General features: G+C 36.9%; 23 protein-coding genes, 2 tRNA genes and 1 pseudogene. 17 read left to right on the top strand and 9 right to left on the bottom strand.

What is annotated here, in order from left to right; all coding sequences use genetic code 11:
- Positions 1-260: 260 nt before the first annotated feature.
- The gene (locus RG571_RS00225; protein WP_308947752.1) at positions 261-2,636 is read left to right on the top strand and encodes an ATP-dependent DNA helicase; all 2,376 of its coding nucleotides are present in this window, start codon (positions 261-263) and stop codon (positions 2,634-2,636) included.
- Between the two features lie 23 nt (positions 2,637-2,659).
- Here RG571_RS00225 and RG571_RS00220 read toward each other — a convergent pair whose 3' ends face one another.
- Positions 2,660-3,151: a YajQ family cyclic di-GMP-binding protein gene (locus RG571_RS00220; protein ID WP_131774393.1), complete on the bottom strand. Its 492-nt coding sequence runs from the start codon at positions 3,149-3,151 to the stop codon at positions 2,660-2,662.
- A 186-nt stretch (positions 3,152-3,337) separates the two neighbouring features.
- Between RG571_RS00220 and RG571_RS00215 the strand changes: the two genes are divergently transcribed.
- Positions 3,338-4,258, top strand: a complete 921-nt coding sequence (locus RG571_RS00215; RefSeq protein ID WP_131774706.1) for a YitT family protein — start codon at positions 3,338-3,340, stop codon at positions 4,256-4,258.
- Between the two features lie 153 nt (positions 4,259-4,411).
- Positions 4,412-4,756, top strand: coding sequence for a metal-sulfur cluster assembly factor (locus RG571_RS00210; protein ID WP_002289113.1), 345 nt, complete (start codon positions 4,412-4,414; stop codon positions 4,754-4,756).
- 189 nt (positions 4,757-4,945) lie between these two features.
- Here RG571_RS00210 and RG571_RS00205 read toward each other — a convergent pair whose 3' ends face one another.
- Positions 4,946-5,446 carry a GNAT family N-acetyltransferase gene (locus RG571_RS00205; RefSeq protein ID WP_195193855.1) on the bottom strand — a complete coding sequence of 167 codons (501 nt, stop codon included), beginning with the start codon at positions 5,444-5,446 and terminating at the stop codon, positions 4,946-4,948.
- Positions 5,447-5,974: 528 nt separating this feature from the next.
- Here RG571_RS00205 and RG571_RS00200 point away from each other — a divergent pair.
- Positions 5,975-6,058: transfer RNA gene (locus RG571_RS00200), tRNA-Leu, on the top strand.
- A gap of 372 nt (positions 6,059-6,430) precedes the next feature.
- Here the strand turns inward: RG571_RS00200 and RG571_RS00195 are convergent.
- Positions 6,431-7,069, bottom strand: coding sequence for a LysM peptidoglycan-binding domain-containing protein (locus tag RG571_RS00195; RefSeq protein WP_308947751.1), 639 nt, complete (start codon positions 7,067-7,069; stop codon positions 6,431-6,433).
- A 334-nt stretch (positions 7,070-7,403) separates the two neighbouring features.
- Between RG571_RS00195 and RG571_RS00190 the strand changes: the two genes are divergently transcribed.
- From RG571_RS00190 to RG571_RS00180, 3 genes are all read left to right on the top strand, one after another.
- Entirely contained in the window at positions 7,404-7,838 is a 435-nt protein-coding gene (locus RG571_RS00190) for a universal stress protein (protein ID WP_002292929.1), read from the top strand.
- Positions 7,839-7,860: 22 nt separating this feature from the next.
- The gene (locus RG571_RS00185; RefSeq protein WP_029485306.1) at positions 7,861-8,181 is read left to right on the top strand and encodes a hypothetical protein; all 321 of its coding nucleotides are present in this window, start codon (positions 7,861-7,863) and stop codon (positions 8,179-8,181) included.
- Between the two features lie 140 nt (positions 8,182-8,321).
- The gene (locus tag RG571_RS00180) at positions 8,322-8,513 is read left to right on the top strand and encodes a hypothetical protein (RefSeq protein ID WP_002296424.1); all 192 of its coding nucleotides are present in this window, start codon (positions 8,322-8,324) and stop codon (positions 8,511-8,513) included.
- Between the two features lie 70 nt (positions 8,514-8,583).
- Here RG571_RS00180 and RG571_RS00175 read toward each other — a convergent pair.
- Positions 8,584-8,840: pseudogene (locus tag RG571_RS00175) on the bottom strand (glucose uptake protein).
- A gap of 157 nt (positions 8,841-8,997) precedes the next feature.
- Here RG571_RS00175 and RG571_RS00170 point away from each other — a divergent pair.
- Together RG571_RS00170 and RG571_RS00165 are read left to right on the top strand one after the other, a co-directional pair.
- Positions 8,998-9,261, top strand: coding sequence for a hypothetical protein (locus RG571_RS00170; protein ID WP_002292935.1), 264 nt, complete (start codon positions 8,998-9,000; stop codon positions 9,259-9,261).
- A gap of 30 nt (positions 9,262-9,291) precedes the next feature.
- Positions 9,292-9,480 carry a hypothetical protein gene (locus RG571_RS00165; RefSeq protein WP_002288067.1) on the top strand — a complete coding sequence of 63 codons (189 nt, stop codon included), beginning with the start codon at positions 9,292-9,294 and terminating at the stop codon, positions 9,478-9,480.
- Between the two features lie 82 nt (positions 9,481-9,562).
- Here RG571_RS00165 and RG571_RS00160 read toward each other — a convergent pair whose 3' ends face one another.
- Positions 9,563-9,748, bottom strand: coding sequence for a hypothetical protein (locus RG571_RS00160; RefSeq protein WP_002288064.1), 186 nt, complete (start codon positions 9,746-9,748; stop codon positions 9,563-9,565).
- A gap of 214 nt (positions 9,749-9,962) precedes the next feature.
- Here RG571_RS00160 and RG571_RS00155 point away from each other — a divergent pair, with 214 nt between their 5' ends.
- Positions 9,963-10,373 (top strand): YxeA family protein, encoded by a 411-nt coding sequence (locus tag RG571_RS00155; RefSeq protein ID WP_258430255.1) that lies wholly within the window; start codon positions 9,963-9,965, stop codon positions 10,371-10,373.
- Positions 10,374-10,473: 100 nt separating this feature from the next.
- Here the strand turns inward: RG571_RS00155 and RG571_RS00150 are convergent.
- From RG571_RS00150 to RG571_RS00140, 3 genes are all read right to left on the bottom strand, one after another.
- A tRNA-Gln gene (locus RG571_RS00150) sits at positions 10,474-10,546 on the bottom strand.
- A 45-nt stretch (positions 10,547-10,591) separates the two neighbouring features.
- Positions 10,592-11,020: a hypothetical protein gene (locus tag RG571_RS00145; protein WP_002295776.1), complete on the bottom strand. Its 429-nt coding sequence runs from the start codon at positions 11,018-11,020 to the stop codon at positions 10,592-10,594.
- Positions 11,021-11,079: 59 nt separating this feature from the next.
- The gene (locus tag RG571_RS00140; protein ID WP_374990302.1) at positions 11,080-11,733 is read right to left on the bottom strand and encodes a C39 family peptidase; all 654 of its coding nucleotides are present in this window, start codon (positions 11,731-11,733) and stop codon (positions 11,080-11,082) included.
- A 400-nt stretch (positions 11,734-12,133) separates the two neighbouring features.
- Between RG571_RS00140 and RG571_RS00135 the strand changes: the two genes are divergently transcribed.
- Both RG571_RS00135 and RG571_RS00130 read left to right on the top strand, forming a co-directional pair.
- Positions 12,134-12,331: a hypothetical protein gene (locus RG571_RS00135; protein WP_002288059.1), complete on the top strand. Its 198-nt coding sequence runs from the start codon at positions 12,134-12,136 to the stop codon at positions 12,329-12,331.
- A gap of 105 nt (positions 12,332-12,436) precedes the next feature.
- Entirely contained in the window at positions 12,437-12,919 is a 483-nt protein-coding gene (locus tag RG571_RS00130; protein WP_002288056.1) for a hypothetical protein, read from the top strand.
- A 57-nt stretch (positions 12,920-12,976) separates the two neighbouring features.
- Here the strand turns inward: RG571_RS00130 and RG571_RS00125 are convergent, their stop codons facing one another.
- Positions 12,977-13,573 carry a nitroreductase family protein gene (locus tag RG571_RS00125; RefSeq protein ID WP_258430576.1) on the bottom strand — a complete coding sequence of 199 codons (597 nt, stop codon included), beginning with the start codon at positions 13,571-13,573 and terminating at the stop codon, positions 12,977-12,979.
- A gap of 387 nt (positions 13,574-13,960) precedes the next feature.
- On the opposite strand from RG571_RS00125, the gene RG571_RS00120 reads away from it, so the two are divergent.
- The 5 genes from RG571_RS00120 (at position 13,961) to pheS (ending at position 24,614) form a co-directional block, all read left to right on the top strand.
- Complete coding sequence (locus tag RG571_RS00120; RefSeq protein ID WP_002288052.1) at positions 13,961-15,427, top strand: peptide MFS transporter; 1,467 nt, start codon at positions 13,961-13,963, stop codon at positions 15,425-15,427.
- Between the two features lie 178 nt (positions 15,428-15,605).
- The gene (locus tag RG571_RS00115; RefSeq protein ID WP_258430577.1) at positions 15,606-19,133 is read left to right on the top strand and encodes a PD-(D/E)XK nuclease family protein; all 3,528 of its coding nucleotides are present in this window, start codon (positions 15,606-15,608) and stop codon (positions 19,131-19,133) included.
- A complete protein-coding gene (addA, locus tag RG571_RS00110; protein ID WP_258430578.1) occupies positions 19,130-22,852 on the top strand; it encodes a helicase-exonuclease AddAB subunit AddA in 3,723 nt (1,240 codons plus the stop codon). The genes RG571_RS00115 and addA overlap by 4 nt, the downstream gene beginning before the upstream one ends.
- A gap of 68 nt (positions 22,853-22,920) precedes the next feature.
- Positions 22,921-23,262: a helix-turn-helix domain-containing protein gene (locus tag RG571_RS00105; protein WP_002295781.1), complete on the top strand. Its 342-nt coding sequence runs from the start codon at positions 22,921-22,923 to the stop codon at positions 23,260-23,262.
- 308 nt (positions 23,263-23,570) lie between these two features.
- The gene (gene pheS / locus RG571_RS00100; protein WP_002295783.1) at positions 23,571-24,614 is read left to right on the top strand and encodes a phenylalanine--tRNA ligase subunit alpha; all 1,044 of its coding nucleotides are present in this window, start codon (positions 23,571-23,573) and stop codon (positions 24,612-24,614) included.
- Positions 24,615-24,616 lie beyond the last annotated feature (2 nt).

The following is a 24,616-nucleotide window of genomic DNA, read 5'->3' as shown; positions in this document are numbered from 1 at the left end:
ACAAAAACAGGTACTTATTTCTCTTTACTTATCTGAATTATCAGACTATATGAAAAGTATTTGGATATTCTAAAGAGAAGGAAAGTAAGTTTTCATAGCATTTTAATATGTCCTTGTTACATTAGATTCATCCAAAAATCCAAATTCTATATCCTATATCCCTGCCTAATCAGCAGGGTGTTTTTTTATGTTTGGAAAGAGAGCTCTTTTTGCTAAACTAGGCTTTTTCAGGTAATCTTAGAGAGAAAGAGGTGGTGGAAATGATCAAACAGTCAAAAATATCTGTGCGGCACTTAGTAGAATTTATTTTGCGACGTGGAAGTATCGACAATCGTAAAAAAAGTAACCATACTGCATTAGAAGGAGCGAGAATCCACCGCAAGCTCCAAAAAGATGCGGGAGAAAACTATGAAAAAGAAGTCTTTTTAAAAACAACAGTTCAATTAGATGAATATCACCTGATCGTTGAAGGCCGTGCAGACGGTATTTTCAAAAGAGACGGTATTTATTATATAGATGAAATCAAAACCTCCGAACCACGATTTGAAGATTTAGAACCAGAACAAGTGGAACTTTTCTTTCATCAAGCAAGGGTGTATGCCTATATCTATAGTCAAGAACATGATTTACAAGAAATAAATCTGCAATTGACTTACTTCCAGACGGCAGAAGAAGTGATCACGAGAAAGGTTGAACATCAGACAAGAGAGCAGTTAGAAACTTTTTTTAAAAAGCTGACTGAAGATTATAAAGAATGGCTTGTTTTTCAAGAAAACTGGCGCACTGTACGCAATGCCTCTTTGATGGCTTTGAAATTCCCCCATGATGAGTATAGGAAAGGTCAGCGTGAACTAGCGGTAGCTGCTTATAAAACGATCCGTACGAAACAGAAATTGTTTGTAGAAGCACCTACCGGAACAGGAAAAACAATCTCTACGTTATTCCCCGCTTTGAAAGCTGTAGGGGAAGAAGAGGGAGAAAAGATCTTTTATCTAACGGCTAAAACAATAACTAGACAAGTAGCTGAAGATGCTATGACAGCATTAAAAGATACAGGAGCTGAAGTAAAAAGTGTCACTTTGACGGCGAAAGACAAGATCTGCTTTTTAGATGAGACGACCTGTAATCCAGATCAGTGCCCATATGCCAATGGTTATTACAATCGGATTAATGAAGGTTTATGGGATCTTTTGAATCATGAGAATCAGATCACTCGTGAAGTCATCGAAACTTATGCAAGAAAGCATACACTTTGTCCTTTCGAACTATCATTAGATGTCAGTATCTGGTGTGACGTAATCATTGGGGATTACAATTATTTATTTGATCCAACTGTTTATTTAAGACGTTTTTTTGAAGATGAAAAAAACGAGTACTATCTGTTTTTGATTGACGAAGCACATAATTTGGTGAATCGTTCCCGAGAGATGTATTCGGCAGAACTATCTTATGAAAAAACGAAACGAAGTAAGGAAGCTATACCAAAGGAATTCAAAAAACTTCATCGCCGTTTCAACAAACTATTAAAAGAATTTGATTCGATCCGAGAAATAGCAAAAGAAGATCATTGGGATTATCATCATCAAAAAGCACCGGCTGAATCTTTAGTAAAGGCAGGTTATCAATTAAGCGAAAAAATTAAAGAATGGCTGGCAGAATTTCCTGAGCACCCATCACAAGAACAATTGCTTCCTTATTATTTTGATTTGCTTCATTTTTTGAAGGTCAGTGAATTTTATGATGATCACTACGAAACAACAGTCGAAAAAACGTATCGCGATCTGATAGTAAAAGAGTTTTGTATTGATCCAAGCTTGTTTCTTGAGCAGTCGTTGGATAAAGGAAAAAGCAGTATTCTTTTTTCTGCTAGTTTTTCACCACTCTCTTATTATCAGGAAACACTGGGGGGACAAAAAAGTCTGGCTTACAAACTGCCGAGTCCTTTCCCAGAAGGAAACCAGCAAGTTTTCATCGCAAATTACCTAGAGACGACTTATCGAAAAAGGGAACACAGTCTGGCAAAATTAGTAGAGACGATTCATGCTTTTGCTGATGGAAAGGTCGGGAATTATTTCTTTTTCTTTCCTTCTTATCAATATTTAGATCTCGCGGTGGAAGCATTCAGACAGCAATATCCCGACAGCAATGTGCTAATCCAAGAAACGGACATGAATGAGGAAGAACGCGAAAGATTTTTAACAAAATTTCAAACAAATCCCGCTGAAACATTGATTGGATTTTGCGTACTTGGCGGGATTTTTTCAGAAGGAATCGATTTGAGAGGGGACCGATTGATCGGCAGTATGATCGTAGGTGTAGGTTTGCCGCAGATGAATCATGAGCAGGAACTGATCAAATCATATTATGATGAGAAGGAACACCTTGGATTTGCTTACGCTTATCAGCTTCCTGGAATGAACAAAGTCTTGCAAGCTGGTGGTCGAGTGATTCGTGGCATGGCGGATCAAGGAATCGTTGTATTGGCAGATCAACGATTTTCTAGTTTTTCTTATCGACGTTTATTCCCACAACATTGGCAAACAGCAAGAGAAGTACGAAATGTTGGGGAATTGGAAGAAGGAATACAGCGTTTTTGGTTATCAAAAGAAGCAGTAAATCAAAAAAACGAGGAATGACAGACGTCAGCCTCGTTTTTTGATTAACGATAGTTAGTGAATTGCAACTCGATTGGTAAGTCAAGTTTACGTAATAAAGCAATCACAGTTTGTAGATCATCACGGTTCTTACCTGTCACTCTAATCTGATCTTCTTGGATTTGTGCTTTTACTTTCAGTTTTTCATTTTTGATAGCTGTAGTGATTTTCTTCGCGTTTTCACGATCGATTCCGTTGACCAAATCGGCAGTTTGTCGAGCTTTGCCACCTAGAGCGTGTTCTGATTCGGAAAAATGGATATTTTTGATTGGCACATTTCTTTTGATCAGCTTACCAAATAATACATCTTTGATCTGTTCGATTTTGAAATCATCATCGCTCAATACAACTAGATTGCTGTTCTCTAATTTGATTTCTACTGTAGAATCCTTGAAGTCAAAGCGATTGGACAATTCTTTTGTTGTTTGCTGAATCGCATTTTTTACTTCTTCTGTATTGACTTCTGATACAATGTCGAAGCTAGCATCTTTTGCCATAGGAACCCTCCTGATATACATATAAATATTTACCATACATCTATCTTATCATAGGATTAGGGCAGATTCTTACCTGTTTGCTAAAATTCTTCTCATTTGAGTTCGAAGTATTTTATTTTAATAGATAAACTGTTATTCTTACATTTGGAATACCAAAGTAGGGGAGAGGTGCTTGTGAGTAAAATTATGACTGCGTATCATAAAAATGAAAGATTAAAGAAAATAGTGGTTATTTTGATAACCGGATTGACCGCTGCGGTCGCTTTAAATTACTTTTTGATTCCAGCCAATGTCTTTTCTGCAGGGATGAATGGGATCGCTCAAATCATTTCCTCGCTTTTATATGAATGGTTTCATATCAAGATAGACACAGGAACATTTATTTTTCTTTTGAATATCCCTGTGTTTGTATTAGGGTTTCTCAAAGTAGGAAAACGAGCAACGATCCTTAGTTTTGTGAATGTTGTATGTGTATCGGTGATGACGATGCTGCTTCCAGTCGGACAGATCACTGATAATATTTTGATGAATGCCCTAGTAGGCGGTGTTTTATTAGGTCTTGGCGTAGGATTATCTTTAAAAATGGGCTTTACAACTGGTGGGATGGATATCATCTCTCTTGTACTTTCACAAACAACTGGAAAAACAGTCGGAAACTACATGCTGATTCTAAATGGTATCATTGTAGTCATCGCAGGCTTCTTCTTTAACTGGGAAAGTGCCTTGTATACGATTATTTCCATTTATGCAATGACTCAAGTAATTGATGCCATCCACACGAGTCATCAAAAAGTAACAGCAATGATCGTTACCGTCAAGCCAGAAGAGGTAACAGAAGAACTAGCAAAACGGATGGTACGTGGAATGACATTACTGCCGTCTGTCGGTGGCTATTCAAAAAAACAAGGGAACATGATCATGATGGTCATCACCCGCTACGAATTGTATGATCTTGATCAGATCGTTCATGAAATCGACGACGATGCATTTATCAATATTTTACCAACTCATTCAGTATTTGGCCGGTTTGCAAATGAAAACGAACAAAAAATGTATCGAACAACTGGCGTATTGCCAGAAATAAAAAATCGTTCACAAAAAAAATGAGGAATCAGGTTTATTTTAGAATAAATTTAATCTATTACATCTAATAAGAACATTTTTATAAATTTAAACGAGAATCTTCCTTCTAAATTCTCATTTACAAGCAGCTAAAAAAAGAGTATGATAAATAAAAATCGTGTTAAGGAGTGTCGTACGATGAGCGAAGCAAACCAAGAACGGTCTGGACAAGAAATAGAACTAATCAAAGAACGTATTCTTGCTGCCCTGGAAATGGTGATTGATCCTGAATTAGGAATCGACATCGTCAATTTAGGCTTGATTTATGATATAGAATTCAATCCTGAAAATGGAGAAACAGTCATTAAGATGACTCTAACAACTATGGGCTGTCCATTAGCAGATATTTTAACAGAATCTATCCATGACGCATTAAAAGAAGTGCCAGAAGTAACGAAAGCAGAAGTCAAACTAGTCTGGTATCCAGCATGGACGACAGATAAGATGAGCCGTTATGCACGGATTGCGTTGGGGATACGATAGAAATCTTGGCTGACTAGCTATGAGAAGCAAATAGGAAAAACAAAAAAGCCTTTTATCCTTTCTAGAAGAAAAGAGATAAAAGGTTTCTTTGTTTATAAAATTTTGTCTGCTATATTATAAGTTAATTAAATAAATGTGTTCTATTGATAAAGGACATTCAAATCCCTTTCCTTTTGGAATCCTTCTTTTTTACATCAGTTTGATTTTCGTATAGTATTCTTTCTCATCTTCACGATAAATCGCAGCCCCATTTTTTTGTTGTGCTTTAAGGCTGCCAAGATTTTTTTTATTTACAGACAAAAGTGCCTCATCAATGCCGATTTTTTTTTCCTCTTGTAGTACTAATGCTAATCCTTGTGTGGCATATCCTTTTTTACGATAATTAGGGGAGATGCCGTAACCAATATGGCCAGCGCCGTTTCTTAATGTTTCGTTCAGTTTATGGCGCAAATTAAAAATTCCTACATACTCATGTTCATCACTTTCTAAAATAAAGACGGTTGCGGGAACGTAACTCTCAGGAAGATCGATTCCTAAAGACGTTTTTTCGCATTTTTTTACATAATCTAAAAATTCAGCAAATGTATAGCCATAAGCATTGTTGATAAATCCATTCTCATTTGGTCCAAAGCTAGTTTGTAGCTGATAAGCTTTCTTTAAATCTGCTTCCCATAGTTTGATCAGTTTCATCGTATTCACCTCTTTAAGTAACCTTATTCATTTGTTTTCTACTATAGCACTATTGTTGTAAATAGCCATGCCTATTTTTATTTATTGTGTCATATCGTATTAAGAATCATCGAACAATACAAATATGAATTACAATAAAAAAATTATTTGAAGTTCGTTTATTCGTTACTTATGATCTCTAGAAGAAAGAAAACGTGAATTACTTCAGCGTCTAGAATTCCAGAAGGATAGTAACCAACAGAAGAAATAATCAATATCCAAATGAAAGAAGATAGCTGAATCGAGAAAAAGAGGAAAAAAGAAATGAAGAAAAAAAATAAAATAGTTACTAATCCCAGAGTCGTTCGTTTAACATTGAAATCGATCATATGGATAAAACAGGTTTTTTCACCAACCCTCAATAGATGATGGAGTTGCTCGGATGAATTATTTGTGTAGATGACATAAGGGAGGGCGTACAGAAATGAAAAAGAACAAAAATATGTTCTTGACAAAAAACACATGTAATCCTAAACTAAAAGATGTGATGCGGCTATGGCGGAATTGGCAGACGCGCTAGCTTCAGGCGCTAGTGAGGGTGACCTCGTGGAAGTTCGAGTCTTCTTAGCCGCATAATTTGTTTTTTTGAGAAGGAAAAAAGATATCGACGGAGTTTCTCTGTTGATATCTTTTTTTATAAAGAGAAGGTACACCTGGAGCGATGAGAAAGAAAATAACATATTATCTAAAAGAATATAGGAAAAATTTTAAACAACGGAACCAGATTCAAATAAATCAAAAAAAATTTGTGTGAAGGTGGGACAGTTTAAAACCTAATAGATTGATTCAAATAGTAGATTTATAGATTCTGATACAAGAAATACTGGCAAACGATAGTTAAGGAATAAAGACTAAACTTAAACTCAAAAAGAGGTCATGCGAAAGAATAAATCGCATGACCTCTTACTATATTTTGAATGTGTTTAAACGTTCAAATAATGAATCTTAGTACCAACCGTTTGCTTCCCAGAATGCTTTCGCCGCTTCCCAAGAACCATAACGTGAAGTAACATATTGTTCTGCTACTCTTTCTTGGTTTGCAGCAGAGTAGTCACCATTTAAGTAAGAAGAATCTAATTGGTAACGTCCGATGTAACGTCCGTTCGTTGCTGTGTAAGAACCGCTTGATTCTTTTTGTGCGATCCATTCTTTTGCAGAGCTTGTGCTTGCTGGAGTAGCAGTAGTTTCTGTTACAGCAGGAGCAGCTTGTGTTACAGCAACAGGCGCTGCTTGTGTTTCCGTTTGAACCGTTTCTTGTACAACAGGTTGTTCAGCTTGAACAGGTTCAGCTTGGACTGGTGCTTCTTGAACGGCTGCTTGAGGTTCAGCAGCTGCTTGTGCAGAGCCTTCTGTTGGGATTGTTAATTGTTGTCCTGAGTAAATCAGGTTAATATCAGAAATTGAATTTGATTCTGCAATGGCATTGATCAAGGAGTTATCACCAACGTATTTTTGAAAAATCGTTGATAGAGTATCACCTGATTGAACGGTATAAGCTTCGTCCGCATGAGCAGTCGTTCCCATGAAGAATGCAGCGCCGGCAGCCAAAGTTGTTCCAAAAAGTAAAGTTTTAAGTGATGTCATGAAAAATCTCCTTTATTCGTTAAAAAGTTTTATTTGTTGTGTTCAACGAGGAATACTTTAACACGTGAAAATATTTCATAGGTAAAAGAAGCATGACAATTTATGACAAATCCACGTTTTTTGTAACAGAATGATGTTCGCTCGATGTGAAAAATGATGAGGAATTTCACATAATGCAGAAATAATGGGATTAGAACAGGTGTTCTGATGAGAAAAGAAATGTATAAATAACTTGAAAGAAATTGCTTTTGTTCATCATTTTATTTACATATTGCGTATATTTTTTGTATTTTTGCTTGAGATGTTACAATAAAAGAAAAAGGAGGCGGTTCCAATGAGTAAAAGATACCAGAACATCATGGTAGCAGTTGACGGATCAAGACAATCGATCAAAGCGTTCGCTGAAGCCCTTGACTTAGCAAAGGACAATGAAGCCCACTTATTTATCGTGTCAATCATCAACAAAGTTGAGCTGACCCATAGTGCCTATGCCTTTTCAAAAATCTATGCAGATGAAAAACAAAGAACAGAAGTAGCCATGCTGAAAAAAATCAATGATGCCAAAGAGTTCGGCATTGCTGAGATCCACGCAATAGTTGAAACTGGAGATCCAAGAAATTTGATTGCCAATGTCATCCCTGGACAAGAAAATATTGATTTGATCGTTATGGGAGCGACAGGAAAAGGTGCTATACAACAAGCATTAGTTGGATCGACCGCTTCTTATGTCGTATCACATGCCCCTTGCAGTGTGTTGGTCGTGAAGTAATGAGATAAGGGAGGAATAGAAAATGGTTCGTCCTCAAGAAGTCCGTGCGCCAAAAGAAAAAATAGAAATTTTAGCAATTATTGAAGACGGCACACAAACAAAAAAGGGATACTCGATCGCTTTAGTAAAGTGGAAAGGAAAAAAAGGTGTTGCTCTGAGATGGGATGGAGATAACCAACAAGATAAAGGATTCCCTGTCATAGCTAACGGTTATCATCCAGCGTGGTTTGTTCTGCCTGATAAATTTATGGAATTATACAGCTATGATTATGCAAGAGCCGCAGCATCAATCAAAGCATTAGATAAATTAACAGAAGAGCAGAATGAAATGGAGGAAAAATAAAAAAGACGAACCAATCAGCCTTTAGAAAACTGATTAGTTCGAGGAGTAAAAATGAAAAAAGGTTATTTGGGATGAAACTAGAATAATGCGTATAACTTAAATAAAACTTAAAGCAATAAAATGGCAAGAGGGTGAGGCAAATGGAAGCAGGAAAAGTATTACAGGAAGTAAAAGCACTATGTGCAGATAAAAAATATGAAGAAGCGAAAAGCCTGATCGAAAAGAACAAAGAAAATTTGGAAGAAAAGTACCCGATCGCACAAGAATTTATAGAATTAAAACAAGGAACGATCCTTCACCGATTCAAACATTTTTTTGGTATAACAGAATAGAAAAAACGATTAAAGATCGGCAGAAATTTGCTGCATCTTTAATCGTTTTCTTTTTAAACATGCGAGGGATTCAATTCTGATTCTTATATAAAAAATAGATCCAAATAATAAGAAAAATTACTGAAAGCGTCAATTCGATGATGTGTGTTATTAATACAGACGTTGTTTCCCAATGCCTAAAAGAAAAAATTTGATAAGTAAAATATACAGCAGGTAAAGAGGCCAGTAAAACTGAAAACTTTTTTTTGTCCATTTTATGTAATAGAAAAGAATGCTTATCATAGTAAAAAAAGGAATATAAAAAACAAATTGACCGATCGCGATCATACTATTGCCTCCAATAAATAAAGTCCATGATACAAAATAACACTTTGTGCGAAATGGCGCAAGCAGTTTTGTGGATTTATCCGGTAAAATCTGTATCGATTTTGAAATTAGAGGAGAAACTTGCTATAATCAAAGTGAAAGAAGGAGTGGGATTTTCATGGATCATGTAGTGTTAGAAATCGATTTGCATTTAATCAATAATATTCGGGTGATTTACTATGTTGTAAGTAACAGTGTCGAACAACGTGTACTGACGAATAAAATAAATGGTATTTTAGCAAAGAAAGACGTTCACCGATTCAATAATGGTGAAGGAAGTTATTATAGTATCCCAGTAGAAAAAATTATTTATACGACAGTCAAAGTCAGAGAAGATCTAGATACCAAAAAAGCATATGAACCTATTTTTACAACTTATTGATTGACAGCAGATAGCAGATGGAGGAAAAAAATGAATCCATATGAACAACTTATTCAAGATTTGATCGATGGAAAAATCGAAAAGATTGATGTAAAAAGAGAAGAATTAATGGCTTTTCGAGAAGCGTGGCTGAAGTTGGAGAATCGTAAATATGTGGTGGGAAAAGCCTCACTGAACGGCAATGTGACTTATCATTACGATCCGACACGTTTATTTTAGTATGAAGTATTCAGAAAAGAACCAAAGGAGGACGATGCAGCAGCATTGTCCTCCTTTGATTTTACAAAAGTGAAAGTTTTACTTATTTGAATAGATTTTTAAATTTGTTTTTGACACTGTCGATATTTACATCTTTTAAAAGATTTTGGGCTTTCTCTTTATAAGGTCCTAATTGTTCTTTATGTTCTTCGATAAATCGTTTTGCGCCATCGAAATTGCCGTTCTTAATCATTTCCTTGACTTTTTGAAATAATTCTTCTTGATTCATTTTGAACACATCCTTTGCTATCAACATGATTTTTTACATGGACAAAACGAGAAAAACTGATTTATCCACACGTCAATAATATCAAATAACGATCATTTTTACTAAAAAAACACTCGATTCTCGCTTCTAAAGTAGGAGAAAAATCTCCAACTTGGGACGGATGGAATTTCTTTAACTGACCCATATACTGAATATATAACAAGGAGGTAGAAAGATGAAAGTGATTAAATATTTGATTGGACTGGCGGCGATTAGTGGTATTTTGCTATTTGGACTGAAATATTATACTGAAGGAAGTTATGGAGAAATCCCTGGTATACTTGATCAGCTAAATCCATTAGTTGAAAAAGGAGAGGTCTATGTAAAGACACAAAAACCAGAGGAAGTAAATGAATATGGTACAGCAAGGTATGTGCAGAAAGCTGCTGATGCCAATGGGAAAGAACGAACGGTTGAATTTAATGGTCTTTCTGTGTTAAAAGAAAATCATTATTTGAAAATCAGCAATAAAGGAGCACACATAGAAACGTATGAGGAAGTTCCTAGAGAAAAAGTTCCAGAGAAAGCATTGGGTAAATCAGTTTTTGTATTAAGAATACGCCCGATTTTATTATTCATAATTTAATTATGTAAACTAAATAGAAGTAGTAAAAATAATACAATAATCCTCCTGCAAAAAGATTGTTCTTTTACAGGGGGTTCATTTTTTCAGCAAGCACATCAAATTGGGATGGCAGGGTTCGAACCTACAATTGCTTGATTCAGAGTCAAGTGCCTTACCAGTTTGGCTACATCCCATTTATTCAACAAAATAATCATAGCACTTTCCTAAAAAAACGCAAGTTATTTTTCTTGATCGGATAGTTGTTGCTTTACTCGTAAAAGGCGGCGTACTAGTTTCTTTTCTAATCCAGCAGGAAGGGCAATCAGTTCTGCTACTGACAAGACGGTGTCCAGTAACTGATATTCTTTGACAGGTTCATTCATAATATGATAAATGTTTGCTAAACGTTCAATATATTCAAAGCGAGTATACTCTGTTCGAGCAATCAGAAATTTCAATAAATCGGTGGCTTTCTCGTACTCTTGATCTGCGTAATAAACAAGAGATTGACGATACAATTTGATTTCCAGTTCATTGAGGGTAGCAGGTCTGCGACGCTCGTTCCACTCATTAATAGAGACTTTACCTTGAACATTTCCCTTGCAGTCACGGACAAAAATAATCGGAATTTCATTTGGATCCATTTTTTTATGTGTGAATTTTTCCATTATCTACGCTCCCTTCAAAGGTTTGGTATCTTGAGTATAAGGGATTTTTATTTGAATTACTAGATTTTCTCCAAAGTTAGCATCTGTCCACCCATTGCAGTGAAAATCGCCGAAAAATCGTTGATCGGTACTGCTCGATTTTTTACACCATAGGGATCGTTGACATAAATATTTTCTTTGTCATATCCAGTGACTACACAAGCATGAACAAGAGGAGTGACTCTTACTTCTCCATTATTTGTGGTCCAAGTCATAAAATCAGTTTCATCTGGGACTTCAAAATTGATAGTCACAGAAGTCCAGACAGGATTTCCTTTAGATAGTGCTTTTTTGATATCATCGAGTTGAGCATCGGTTTTTGGAGAAGTGTGATAATCCGTTTGGACGATTTGCTGAGCAAGGGAGGCAACTGGGGGAACATAGACGCCCATAGCCCAGTCTCCGCCACTGATATCACCAACAAATCCTTCATTAGGATCGCCATGAGTCCCATCTGCATTGAAAACAGGGACGTAATCCAATTGCTCAGCTAACTGGTTTTTAGTTGTTTCATAACCATAAAAAGATAAAAGCATAGAAAGCGAAGTGACTTCACAGCCATTTTCTAAAGAAGGAGAATCAAACTGGCTCTCTAATGGAACATCTAGTAAAACTTCTGCTTTCTCTTTTGTCTTTTTTGTTTTTTGTGTTGAACTTTTTTGTGCAGTGTTCATTGTATGTTCTGGAGAATGGATATGTAGGTAATAACTTGTACCGCTTAATAAAAGAGCAGCTGTGCCCCCTAGAAACAATAGTTTTTTGAACGTTTTTTTTCTTCATTTGAAATCTCCCTTTTCAGCTGTTTATCTTTCCTATTATAAATGTATTTTTATTGGAAATGGAAGTATTATATTTTAATATGTAGGAAATAATTAGTTTTTAAGGAATATGTTTTAATTTTTTAAAAAAAATTCTTCTAAATACAACAGCTGTTTTAATTGTGAAAACGAAAACAGTACGCTATAATGCCTGTAAGGTTGATTTTTAACTGTAAATAAAAATCAATGAGTTAAATCTCCAAAGAAATAGCAGTGGTAATGTGGAGAAAAGTTCCAGCAGTTTAGGAGGATTTTGATGACGGAAGAAATGATTAATTTAGGAGAACAATATGCATGCAAACCAATTGGTTTTACAAAAACGGTCATTGGTGAAGTTGTATCAAAAATGACAAACTGCGCCGTGGTCAAAGTTGCCCAATGTGCTGCAGAGGACCAAGAATTATTAGATGAAAAAGCAAGCATGGTTGTTGCAAAATATGATACATTTGAATAAAGAAAACAATTGGACGTGCGGCGTGCTGCAAGTCCAATTTCTTTGAGAAGGTAAATCAGTATTCTTTTCCTATTTTCTGGAGAAGAAAAAGCGAGGCGAGTTGTCATGGTAACATTCTTTACGGTTCTATTGTTTTTATTCGTTGTTGTGATGTTTTTATTTCTTTGGCTGGTTCGAAAAGAAATTATTTATCGGACTGTGCGAAATCGATGGGTCTACTTGGTGATACCCTTCTTAGTGTCACTAGTCATTTGGTATACACTCATCAGTCATCCTACAGCAGATGAATTGGCAAAAGGGATCTTGTCAGCAATGATTTTTATTAGTTTTTTGTTGGACAGTAGAGGAATCACAGAAGAAGGACTTGTTTTGAATAGCTTTGACAAAAAAGGTGTTCCTTTTTCTGAGATCAATAAAATTGTATTATATCAGCCAAAAGGTTCTAAAATCGTAAAAATGAATTTTTTCCGAAACGGATGGCGAGGACCGATGCTGAAATTTTCTGCATCATTAGAAGAATTAGTTCCATTTTTGTCCCAACGCTTAAACGATGAGGCAGAGATTGATATTATGATTGATCCAGAATAAAAACAGAGGTTGCGACAAGATGTTTGTCACAACCTCTGTTTTTTATTTCAAATAAAATTATCCAAATACGCGGAAGCGATCGGCATCGTTCATGTATTCTTTTTCCCCAGCCGGTGTTTCTGGTGAACCGAATACTAATTGCGAACGTAGTTTCCAGTTTGAAGGGATATTCCATTCTTTTACAACTGCTTCGTCAATAACTGGGTTGTAATGTTGCAAGTTTGCGCCCAATCCTTTATCAACTAATGCTACCCAAGTATTAGCTGTTGCGATTCCGTTTGATTGTTCTGACCAATCTGGGAAGTTGTCTGCATATAATTCAAATTGTTCTTGTAGACCTTTTACCACATCAGTATCTTTGAAGAATAATACTGTACCATAACCATTTTTGAAACCAGCTAATTTGTTTTGTGTATTTGGGAAAGCTTCTGCTGGAGTCAATGGGCGAAGTGCTTCTTCAGTGATTTCCCAAAGTTTTTCATGTGCATCTCCGAAAAGGATAACTGCGCGTGTTGATTGAGCATTGAAAGCAGTTGGGCTTTCTTTAATTGCTTCTTTGATCAAAGTTGTTAATTCTTCATTAGAAAGTGAAACATTACGTCCTAGATGATAGATTGAACGGCGGTTTTTCAAAGTGTCAGTAAAAGTTGTCATAATAAAATTTCTCCTTTGATTTGCGTTTTGCATTTTTTTTAATTGATTACGAAATGAAGTATAGCACCTTACAAAAAGTAAGTAAACAGATATGCTCACAAAAAATAAGCGAAGTTCAAAAAACAATTTTAATAAGAAAAATCGTTATGTAAGGATTTTCTTGATTATCGCTTTCATTGTTGTGTTTTAGGAATTTTTGCTTATTTGAAAAAAACAGCTGATATATAATTATTAAATCTCTATCTTCTTTTTTTTATGATATTGCCATTAAAAATTACTTGTTTTTATAGAAAATTAGTTTATATTTCTTAAATAAGTTTTTTAGTTAAATTTTTCGGTAAAGATGTATAATATTTTCTGAAAATTTAAAGAATTGGGGTATAGATTATGGAAAAACAGCAAGACAAGGGCTTCTTCGGGCAGCCGAAGGGATTGTCAACTTTGTTCTTCACTGAGATGTGGGAACGATTTAGTTATTACGGTATGCGTGCATTACTTATCTATTATATGTACGATACAGTTGCCAACGGGGGACTTGGATTACCACGAGCAACAGCATTAGCTATCATGTCGATCTACGGATCTTTGATCTACATGTCTAGTATCGTCGGCGGATGGGTATCTGACCGAGTGTTAGGAGCAAAACGCACTGTATTCTTCGGTGGAGTTTTCATTATGCTTGGCCACATCGTCTTGGCTTTACCATTTGGTGTAAGTACATTGTTTGTTTCGATGGCATTGATTATTATCGGAACCGCCTTTTTGAAACCAAATGTTTCTGGCATGGTCGGACATCTTTATTCAAAGACTGACTTGCGAAGAGATGCAGGATTTTCGATTTTTTACATGGGTGTCAACTTAGGGGCATTATTAGCACCACTAATCGTTGGTACAATCGGTCAAGAATATAACTATCATTTAGGGTTCTCTTTAGCTGCTATTGGGATGTTCTTTGGATTATTACAATACATCATCCAAGGACGCAAGACATTAGACGGAGTGGGTACAACACCGCCGAATCCTTTGACAACTGAAGAACGTAAAGGATTCATCCGTAACTTGATCATCGCACTTGTTGTTATCGCTGCAGTATTCGGCGGGGCACAACTAACTGGTCATCTGACAATTGACTTTTTTGTCAATACAATCAGTGTATTGGGGATTATCTTACCGTTGTATTACTTTATCAAAATGCTGACTTCAAAAGATGTAACTGCTGAAGAAAAACCAAGAGTATGGGCTTATATCCCATTATTCCTTGCAGCAATCATTTTCTGGTCATTACAAGAACAAGGTTCATCTATCTTAGCTTTATTTGCTAGTGAACGTACACAATCTACGCTATTTGGTGTAACGATCCAAGCAAGCTGGTATCAATCATTGAATCCAATTTTCATCTTTATTCTGACACCAGTATTCGTAACGATGTGGACGAAACTTGGTGAACGTCAACCATCTACAGTAGTGAAATTCTCTCTTGGACTTTTATTTGCAGGATTATCGTACTTGCTATTGATGTTGCCGGGTATGCTTTATGGTACAAGTGGAAAAGTAAGTCCATTGTGGTTGTTGGGAAGTTTCTTCATCGTGGTTATTGCTGAATTGTGTCTTTCACCAGTTGGTTTGTCTGTGACAACAAAATTAGCACCACGAGCATTTGAATCACAAACAATCGCTATTTGGTTCTTAGCTGATGCTTCTTCACAAGCAATCAATGCACAAATTGCACGCTTCTACACACCGGGAACAGAATCTGCCTACTTCGGTATTATCGGTGCAGTAGCAATCGTCGGTGGTATCTTGCTATTTACTGTGAAAGAACCAATCAAAAAACTAATGGGCTCTATTCATTAATCAATGAACATAAAGACAGGAATTGCTTATTTGCAGCAGTTCCTGTTTTTTGCGTATACTTAAAAAAGTAGAAATATCAGAACCTTAAAAGGATATAATTTGAAGAATATAGAACAAATGTTCAGTATTTTTTGATATAATAAAGGAGCACCGTATCATGTGTTGAAGGAGGAAAAGCATGTCTTTACAATTTATTCTTGGAAACGGGAAAAAAGATCACCGTCAAGTCTTGATCGACGAAGCATCCGCTTGGCTCGACCAGGATGCAAGTAACCAAGTATTTTTCCTTGTTCCCAACTACAGCAAATTCGAACAGGAACAAGAAATTTTAGCGGAGATGCGAAGAAGAAGCGGAAAAAAAGCTTTCAGCACAACAAACGTTCAAGTATTTAGTTTTTATCGTCTGGCTTGGTATTTGCTGCAACAGACAACTCTTCTTACAGGAAATGAATTATCAGAATCAGGATCTGCAATGATCTTGCGACAGATTTTAGAAAAAAATGAGGAAGAATTAACAATCTTTCGCGGAGAAATCAATAAAAGAGGGTTTATTCGTCAATTACAAGAACTCTACAGTGAATTGCGTACAGGAAATATTCAACCAGAAGACCTGATGCTTTTATTTGGTGATTCACCTAATGCAGAAGACCAGCAACTTAAAATGAAAGACTTGAAGCTGATTTTTTCAGCTTATGACAGCGAATTGACTCAACGTGCACTAACAAATGAAGATGCACTATCTATACTAGCAAATTATATGCAGACACAAGATTTCAACAACGTCAAATTTATTGTCAGTGGTTTTTCTCGAATCAATGGTCAAGAGTATCAATTACTGCAGGCAATGATGGAAAAGGGGCAATTGGTTGTCGATTTATTGCTGGATCGTCCTTATACAGCGGATCTTCCAGAAGTACTTACGCTCTTTCATGAGACTGGAAAGCTTTATTTCCGTCTTTTTCAAAGTGCAAGAGAACGGAAAGTCCCTATATTAGTGGACCGATTTGCACCAGAGCAGACTCGTCCGACAGAGCTTCAACTGCTGCAAACAATGTGGGAAGAGACATCTAGCCAAAAGAAAGCGGCAGTACACAAATTAGGGGGACAAGAGCATCTCCATTTGTGGGAAGCTGAAAATCCAACTGAAGAAGTCCGACAATTAGCTGTTGAAATCAGACGACTAGTCAGTGAAGAAAACTACCGTTATCGTGATATCCAAGTGCTGACAAAAAATATGTCTTTATATGGAAATATCCTTCAGCCGATCTTTCAAGAAATGGCAATTCCTTTTTATATCGATGAAGAACAAATGATGGAAAATCATCCGCTGATCGAATGGATCAACAGTCTGTTCGCTCTTGACCGCTATTCTTATCGGCTAAGTGATATTATGCGTTTTTTCAAAACTGAATTATTTCTGTCGACGGAAGCAGAAACCGAACTTGATGAATGGAAACAAGAGCGAGATGAATTCAGGAAAAAACTGGACATCACTGAAAATGTAGCACTTGCTTACAATTATCAAGGAACTTATTGGACTCGTGAAAAAGACTGGCAGTTTGTGGCGTATGATTTTGAAGCAGAACAGATTGAAGACGTACAGTATTTGGAAGAACAGTCAAATACGATTAGACGATTATTTCAGAAAGCTGTACCAGTATTTTTGAAAAAAATAAAGAAAAGCAAAACAGGACAAGAGGCCGCAAATGGTTTTTATCAATTTTTGATCCAAAGTGGCGTACAGCAACAATTATTGTTTTGGCGTAATCAGGAAGTAGACAGAGGAAACTTAGAAGCGGCAAGAAACCATGAGCAGACATGGGGAGCGCTGATTGATCTGTTGGATGAATATGTAGTAATTTATGGTGAATCGGCTTTTGACTGGTCACTGTTCCAAGAAATCATTACGAGTGGTCTAGAAAATCTAAGTTATGGTAAAATCCCTACCGCAATCGACCAAGTGCGAATCAATCGTTTGGAATTAGTTCGACCAAATCAAGCTGCCGTCACTTTTGCATTAGGGTTGAATGATCAAGTGTTTCCAGACCGAAAAGAGACAAAAGGATTGTTGTCCAGTGAAGAACGAGAAGTATTAAATCAGGCTTTGCCAGATGGACAGTTTTTATTCGACCCATCAAAGGAAAGTATCTCTTTTGAGCCTTTCCAAGCCTATCTTGTTTTTCTTTCCGGAACAGATCGATTATATCTTAGTTATGCACAAAGCTATGACACAGATGGTTCGCTGAAGATGTCTCCTTATTTGCGTAGAATCACAGAATATTTATCTGTTCCCGTCGAGAGAAAAGAGCATTTGACGATCGAAAGCAACCCTAATTGTTATGTAGGGACTTACAGAAGCGGAATCAATACAGTCAATAGGATTTATCGATTAGCTTTAGATGAAAAGAAACCTGTACCAAAGCACTGGCAAAAGCTCAAAGAATTAGTACTGAATTCGTCATGGCGAAATTTTGCTTTACAGATTTTTGAAAGTCAGGAACATTTAAATGTTCCTGTTTCGATGCCAGAAAAAATGGCGGAAGAGCTTTATGGAAAAGAAATTTATACTTCAATTTCACGTATGGAGAATTTTTATAATTGTGAATACAAATACTTCATGCAATTTGGTTTGAAATTGAAAGAACGAACTGTTTATGGTCTAACTCCAGCAGCAACTGGTGATTTTTATCATGAATCATTGGATCGTTTCTTCAAGCTACTGTTTTCAAACCAATTATCCTTAGTGAATATGTCCGATACGCAGCGTAGAGACTTTACTGAAAAAGTGCTGCAGGAAGTATTCGGAGAACTTCGGTTTGAGATATTGGATAGTTCTGCAAGAATGAACTATATCCGCTACCAGTTAGGACAGACGATTCAAAAAGTGGCATGGGCTTTGCAAAAACAGAGCAAAAATACAGGCATGCATCCTCTTCAGACAGAGATTCTATTTGGTCAGATTGCTGGAGCAAAAGGTATCACAGGTCTGGAATTACCGTTGAGTAATGGTGGAAAACTCCATGTTCGAGGGAAAATCGATCGAATCGATGTAGCTTCTGAACAAGAAGATACTTGGCTAAGCGTCGTTGATTATAAATCTAGCGGACGTTCATTCGATGTCACAGAAGCTTATTATGGCATGGCTATGCAATTATTGACGTACCTGGACGTAGCATTGATGGATGCAGTGCGTTTGACAGGAAAGGCGACTGTTAAACCAGCAGGATCATATTATTTACATGTTCATAATCCTGTATTGACGGAGACAGATGATGTAGAGAAGAATACATTGAAAAAATTTAGTTATGATGGCGTTTTTGTCGATGATCCCGCTCTTTTAGAAGTACTAGATCATTCACTGGAAGCAAAAGAACAATCACTGATCTATCCAGTGAAAAAAAATGCGAAAGATGAATACCAAAAAGGTAGTTTCAGTAAAGACAAATTTTTCACGGAAGAAGAACTGCAACTATTCATGGCGCATAATCGGGAAAATATGCGGTTAGCTGGAGATGCGATTACTTCCGGAGAAATCAAACTAAATCCAGCTTATAAAGATAAACAGCGGATTGCCTGCGAATTTTGTCCATTCAGAAGCATCTGTACGTTTGATGTGATGCTGAAAGAAAATAATTACCACCGTCTGGAGAAAATAGATAAGGAAGAAGCACTGCGTAGAATATTGAAAAGGAGTGAAGAAGAGTGAATCAAATTCCTTTAAAACCGCAAAATGAACGATTCACAGATGATCAGTGGCAAGCGATTTTTGATCAAGGAGATAATCTATTAGTCTCTGCGTCTGCCGGATCAGGTAAAACTACAGTGCTTGTTCGAAGAGTGATTGAAAAACTAAAAATGGGTTTTGATATCGATGAATTATTGATTGTGACATTTACTGAAGCTGCCGCAAGAGAAATGAAAGAAAGAATTCAAGAGGCATTACAAGAAGCCGTCAATAGCGAAAGTGACCCTGTACGTAGACAGCATTTTACTAAGCAGTTAGTTTTATTGTCCACAGCGAATATCTCAACCTTACATGCTTTTTGCCTGACAGTTATTCGACGTTATTATTACTTAATTGATATTGATCCAGTCTTTCGCATGTTAACAGATGAAACAGAAACGATCTTGATGAAGGAGGATGTGTGGAACGAGCTGAGAGAAGCACTTTATGCAGAAAATGATGAACGATTTTTCCAATTAACAATGAATTTTTCTAATGATCGTTCAGATGACGGCTTGACGAATCTGGTGTTTTCTCTTTATGAGTTTGCCCGTGCCAACCCTGACCCCCAAAAATGGCTAGAACAGTTAAGCGATAATTATCGTTTGCCTGAGGGGCTAGCGAAATCTCGATTATATCAAGAACAAATCCGTCCTTTAGTTTTGTCAGATATATACCAATGTGTACAGTTATATGAACAGATGACTCAGTTAGCACAAGGTGAAGGATTAGAAAAAATGCATGAGCAAGTAGCTGGAGAACAACAGCAGATCAAGAATATCTATGAAGCGTTCTCGCAAGATCGGTTAGAAGAAGCTTATGCTGGTTTGGAACAACTAACTTTTTCAACTTTTAAGAGCAGTCGGAAAGCAGAATTGAAAGAAATTTCCAATGAAGTCAAGGGCATGAGGGATAAAGCAAAAAAACTGATTCAGCAGATAAGTAAAAGTTATTTTCCTGTTTCCCCAAGCCAAATGGAAGAATTAACGGACAAAGCACTACCGTTAGTCGAAGAAATGACAAAAGTCACGCAAAGCTTCATGGACGGTTTCAGTATGCGTAAACGGGAAAAAGGTGTGCTGGATTTCAATGATCTGGAACATTTAGCGTTGCAGATTCTCACAGAAAAAACGAAAGATGCATGGCTGCCAAGTGAAGCTTCAAAACATTATCGAAAAAAATTCAAAGAAGTAATGGTAGATGAATATCAAGACGTGAACCAATTACAAGAAGCCATTTTATACTGGCTAAGAGAACCTGATGATACAAAAGGAAATATGTTCATGGTTGGGGATGTCAAACAATCCATCTATTCTTTCCGTTTAGCAGATCCTAGTTTATTTATCGGGAAATACGAGAATTTCTCAAAGAAAGAAGGCGGACGTCGAATCGTTTTGGCTGAGAACTTCCGCTCTAGAAAAGAAGTCCTTTCTTTTACGAATCTTATTTTTGAACAACTAATGGATCCAGCAGTGGGTCAAATCAATTATGACGAAGCAGCCAAACTGATCCAAGGATTTTCAGACTTTCCAGAGAATGAACAGTTTGAGCCGGAAATCATGATCTATGAAAAAGAACAGGAAGAATCAGAGATTGAGATTCCGACGGATGATATACTGGAAGACAAAACAGAAGGCGAACTTTTTATGACAGGACTAAAAATTCGTCAATTAATTGATTCCTCCTTTATGATTTATGATAAAAAATCAAAAAAAAGTCGTCCGATAGAGTACAAAGACATTGTTCTCTTGACACCTACAAAGAAGAACAACTTAACGATTTTAGAGATTTTCAAAACATTGGATATTCCATTAGAGATGAATGATGCTCAAAACTATTTTCAAGCGACAGAAATTCGCACGATGATCTCGCTGCTACAATTAATCGATAATCCCTATCAAGATATTCCGCTTGCGGCTGTATTGCGCTCACCGATCGTGGGTCTGATTGAACCAGAATTAGCCAGCATTCGATTAGCTGACCGTGCACATACTTACTATGATGCTGTGCTTGCTTATCAAGCATCAAACGAAGATGAATTAGCAGCTAAGCTGGAACATTTTGGCAAGCAACTAGAGCATTGGCGAGAACTTGCTCGCCGTTCTTCGATCACTGACTTGTTATGGGATATCTATTATGAGACGGGATATCTAGAGTATGTGGTCGGTCTGCCAGCAGGGGCACAGAGACAAGCCAATCTTTATGCATTGGTTGATCGTGCCAAAGCTTACGAGCAAAGTTCTTTCAGAGGATTATACCAGTTCGTGCGTTTCATTGAAAAAATGCAAGAAAAAGATAAAGACTTAGCAGAACCAGTCATTTCAATAGAAGATAATGCTGTTCGCGTTATGACGATCCATGCAAGTAAAGGCTTGGAATTCCCAGTTGTATTTTTGTTAGATATGACAAAGGAGTTCAACTTACAAGACTTGCGCAATCGGTATGCTTTTGAAGAAAAACTTGGAGCAGGAATTCGCTATATGGATCCTGAAACACGAGTGTTATATGATACGTTACCGTTTCAAGCCATCAAATTGGCAAAGCAAAACAAATTGTTGTCGGAAGAAATGCGTAAATTGTATGTAGGATTGACTCGGGCAGAACAAAAGCTTTTCATTGTCGGTTCCTATAAAAATAAAGAGCAAATGATCCAAACGTGGTCTGAAGCAGCTGATCATGAGGAGTTGGTTTTTGATCCTGCGCTACGTTTGAAGGGCAGAAGCAGCTTGATGAATTGGATTGGTTACGGATTGATCCGTCATCCTGAAATGCAGAAATACTTAGAGGAAGAAATTTCGACTTCTCTTCTTCAACATTCAAATGCACAGTTTTCTATTTCATGGATGAATCAGCAATCGATCATTGAACAAAGACAGTTGCTTGCTGAAAAAGAACTGGTTAACTTAGATCAGCAGATGAAAGAAGATGAAACTTTATTAGCAGATTCGTTACAAAAACGTCTGGCATATGAATATCCTTATCAAGCTTCTTCACAAACCACAAGTTATCAATCTGTATCTGAAATCAAACGATTATTCGAAGATCCAGATGATACACAAGAATCACGTTTGACTCTGGAAAGCAGTCAGAACAAAGCAGCATCCCGTCAATTTCGTTATACGCAAGAACAACTAGCAGAACCAAAATTTTTGCAAAAAGATCGGCAAGTGTCAGCAGCTGCTGTTGGAACTGCTACGCATGCTTTGTTACAATTACTGCCATTAGAGATGCCAACTACAGAGAGTATCCATCAAAAATTACAGGAATTGGTAAGGAAACGGTTAGTAGACGAAAAAGTCGCGAAAAAAGTAGATGTTTCTTCTATTATATGGTTCTTTCAAACAGAACTTGGTCAACAGCTGATTGCCAACAAAGAAAACGTAAAACGAGAACAACCTTTTTCCATGCTGCTTCCTGCTGACGAAGTATTTCAAGACTATCCAAATCAAGAAGATGAACTATTAATCCACGGAATCGTCGATGGATACCTAGAAGAAAAAGATCATCTCAATATCTATGATTTTAAAACAGATTTTATTTTACATCCGGATAATCCAGCAGAAATAGATGCAATCGTCCAAAAATATCAAGGACAGCTAAGACTTTACCAACAAGCAATGTCAGAAGCTTTGAATAAGCCAGTAGAAAATGTTTTCCTAATTTTGCTTCGAGTGAAACAAATTATAAACATTAACAAATAATTATAATTGAGCAAACTTGACTTATGTTTTGTAAGGATTATGCTATACTCTGGGAAGAGGTGAGTATGATGGAGCTAACACAGACAGAATTCGTTTTATGCCCTAAATTTGAAAAAACATTCTCTATTTTAGGAAAAAAATGGAACGGATTGATTATCGATGTACTACTCGAAAACGGTCCGCAACGCTTTGTTGAGCTTGCGGCAAAAATCCCGATGGTCAGTGATCGAGTATTAGTCGAACGCTTGAAGGAATTAGAAAAAGAAGGAATAGTCACTCGAAACTTTGCCTGTAGCGAAAAGAGCCGTTCAGAATATCTCTTGACTGAAAAAGGAGCAGACTTGCAAAAAGCGATGCGTCAAATACAAGTTTGGAGCGAAAAATGGGTCACAGAGGAAGAATGCGGTTGATTTTGTAAAAAAAATCTTGTAAACTATAGTCCATACGAATAAGTAAAGAACGATGACGAAAAAGAGTAGTTTGGCTAAACCAGTTCAGGGAGATCTGTCGCAGACTGAAAGCAGATCCTGTGTTTGAAAAATGAAGTTCACTTTCCGAGTTCGTCTGATAAAATCAGACCGGCAATTGTCGTTAACGAAGTAAGAGTGCGGCGTAAGTCATTTATCCGCAAATTAGGATGGTAACGCGAAGACCTCGTTCCTTAACAGGAATGAGGTCTTTTTGTTTTGTATTTGGAATTTAAAGGAGGAACAAGCACATGTCTCTACAAGCACAATTAGAGAGCTTGAAAGAAGCAACGCTCGTCAAAATCACAGCGGCACAAGATTTAAATGAATTAAATCAAATACGTGTTGAAACGTTAGGAAAAAAAGGACCGATCACAGAAGTATTACGTGGGATGAAAGATCTAAGTCCAGAAGAGCGACCAAAAGTCGGAAGTTTCGCAAATGAGATCCGAGATCTTTTGACAGAAGAGATCGAGCGAAAAAAACAAGTATTAGAAGAAGAAGCGTTAAATGCAGCTTTGGCAAAAGAAACAATAGACGTGACACTACCTGGTAGAAAAGTAAAACATGGTACACGTCATATCGTGACACAAATCATGGAAGAAATTGAAGATATTTTTGTGGGTATGGGCTATCAGATCGTAGAAGGATATGAAGTAGAATCTGATCATTACAATTTCGAACGGATGAATCTGCCAAAAGATCATCCAGCACGGGACATGCAAGATACTTTCTATATTTCAGACGAGATACTCATTCGGACACATACTTCACCAGTCCAAGCACGGACAATGGAAAAACATGATTTCTCTAAGGGTGCTCTACGAATGATCTCGCCAGGAAAAGTTTTCCGCAGAGATACAGATGATGCGACCCACAGCCATCAGTTCCATCAAATTGAAGGGCTAGTTGTTGATAAAAACATCACGATGGGCGACCTTAAAGGAACATTAGAAGTCGTAATGAAAAAAATGTTTGGGGAAGATCGTGAAATCCGTTTGCGTCCAAGTTATTTCCCATTTACGGAGCCATCAGTAGAAGTAGATGTCAGCTGTTTCAAATGTGGGGGTGCCGGTTGTAACGTATGTAAATACACTGGCTGGATCGAGATTTTAGGAGCTGGCATGGTGCACCCGAATGTGTTGAAGATGTCAGGAATCGATCCAGAAGAATATTCAGGCTTTGCTTTCGGCCTTGGACCAGACCGCGTAGCTATGTTGCGGTATGGAGTGAATGATATCCGTAATTTCTATCAAAATGACTTACGTTTCTTAAGTCAGTTCAAGGGGGAGTAAGA

Source organism: Enterococcus sp. FR204 (assembly GCF_031143325.1).
GTDB classification, from domain to species: Bacteria; Bacillota; Bacilli; order Lactobacillales; family Enterococcaceae; genus Enterococcus_B; species Enterococcus_B faecium.
Note: the sequence above shows the minus strand (reverse complement) of the source record. Positions and strands in the feature narration are given on the sequence as shown.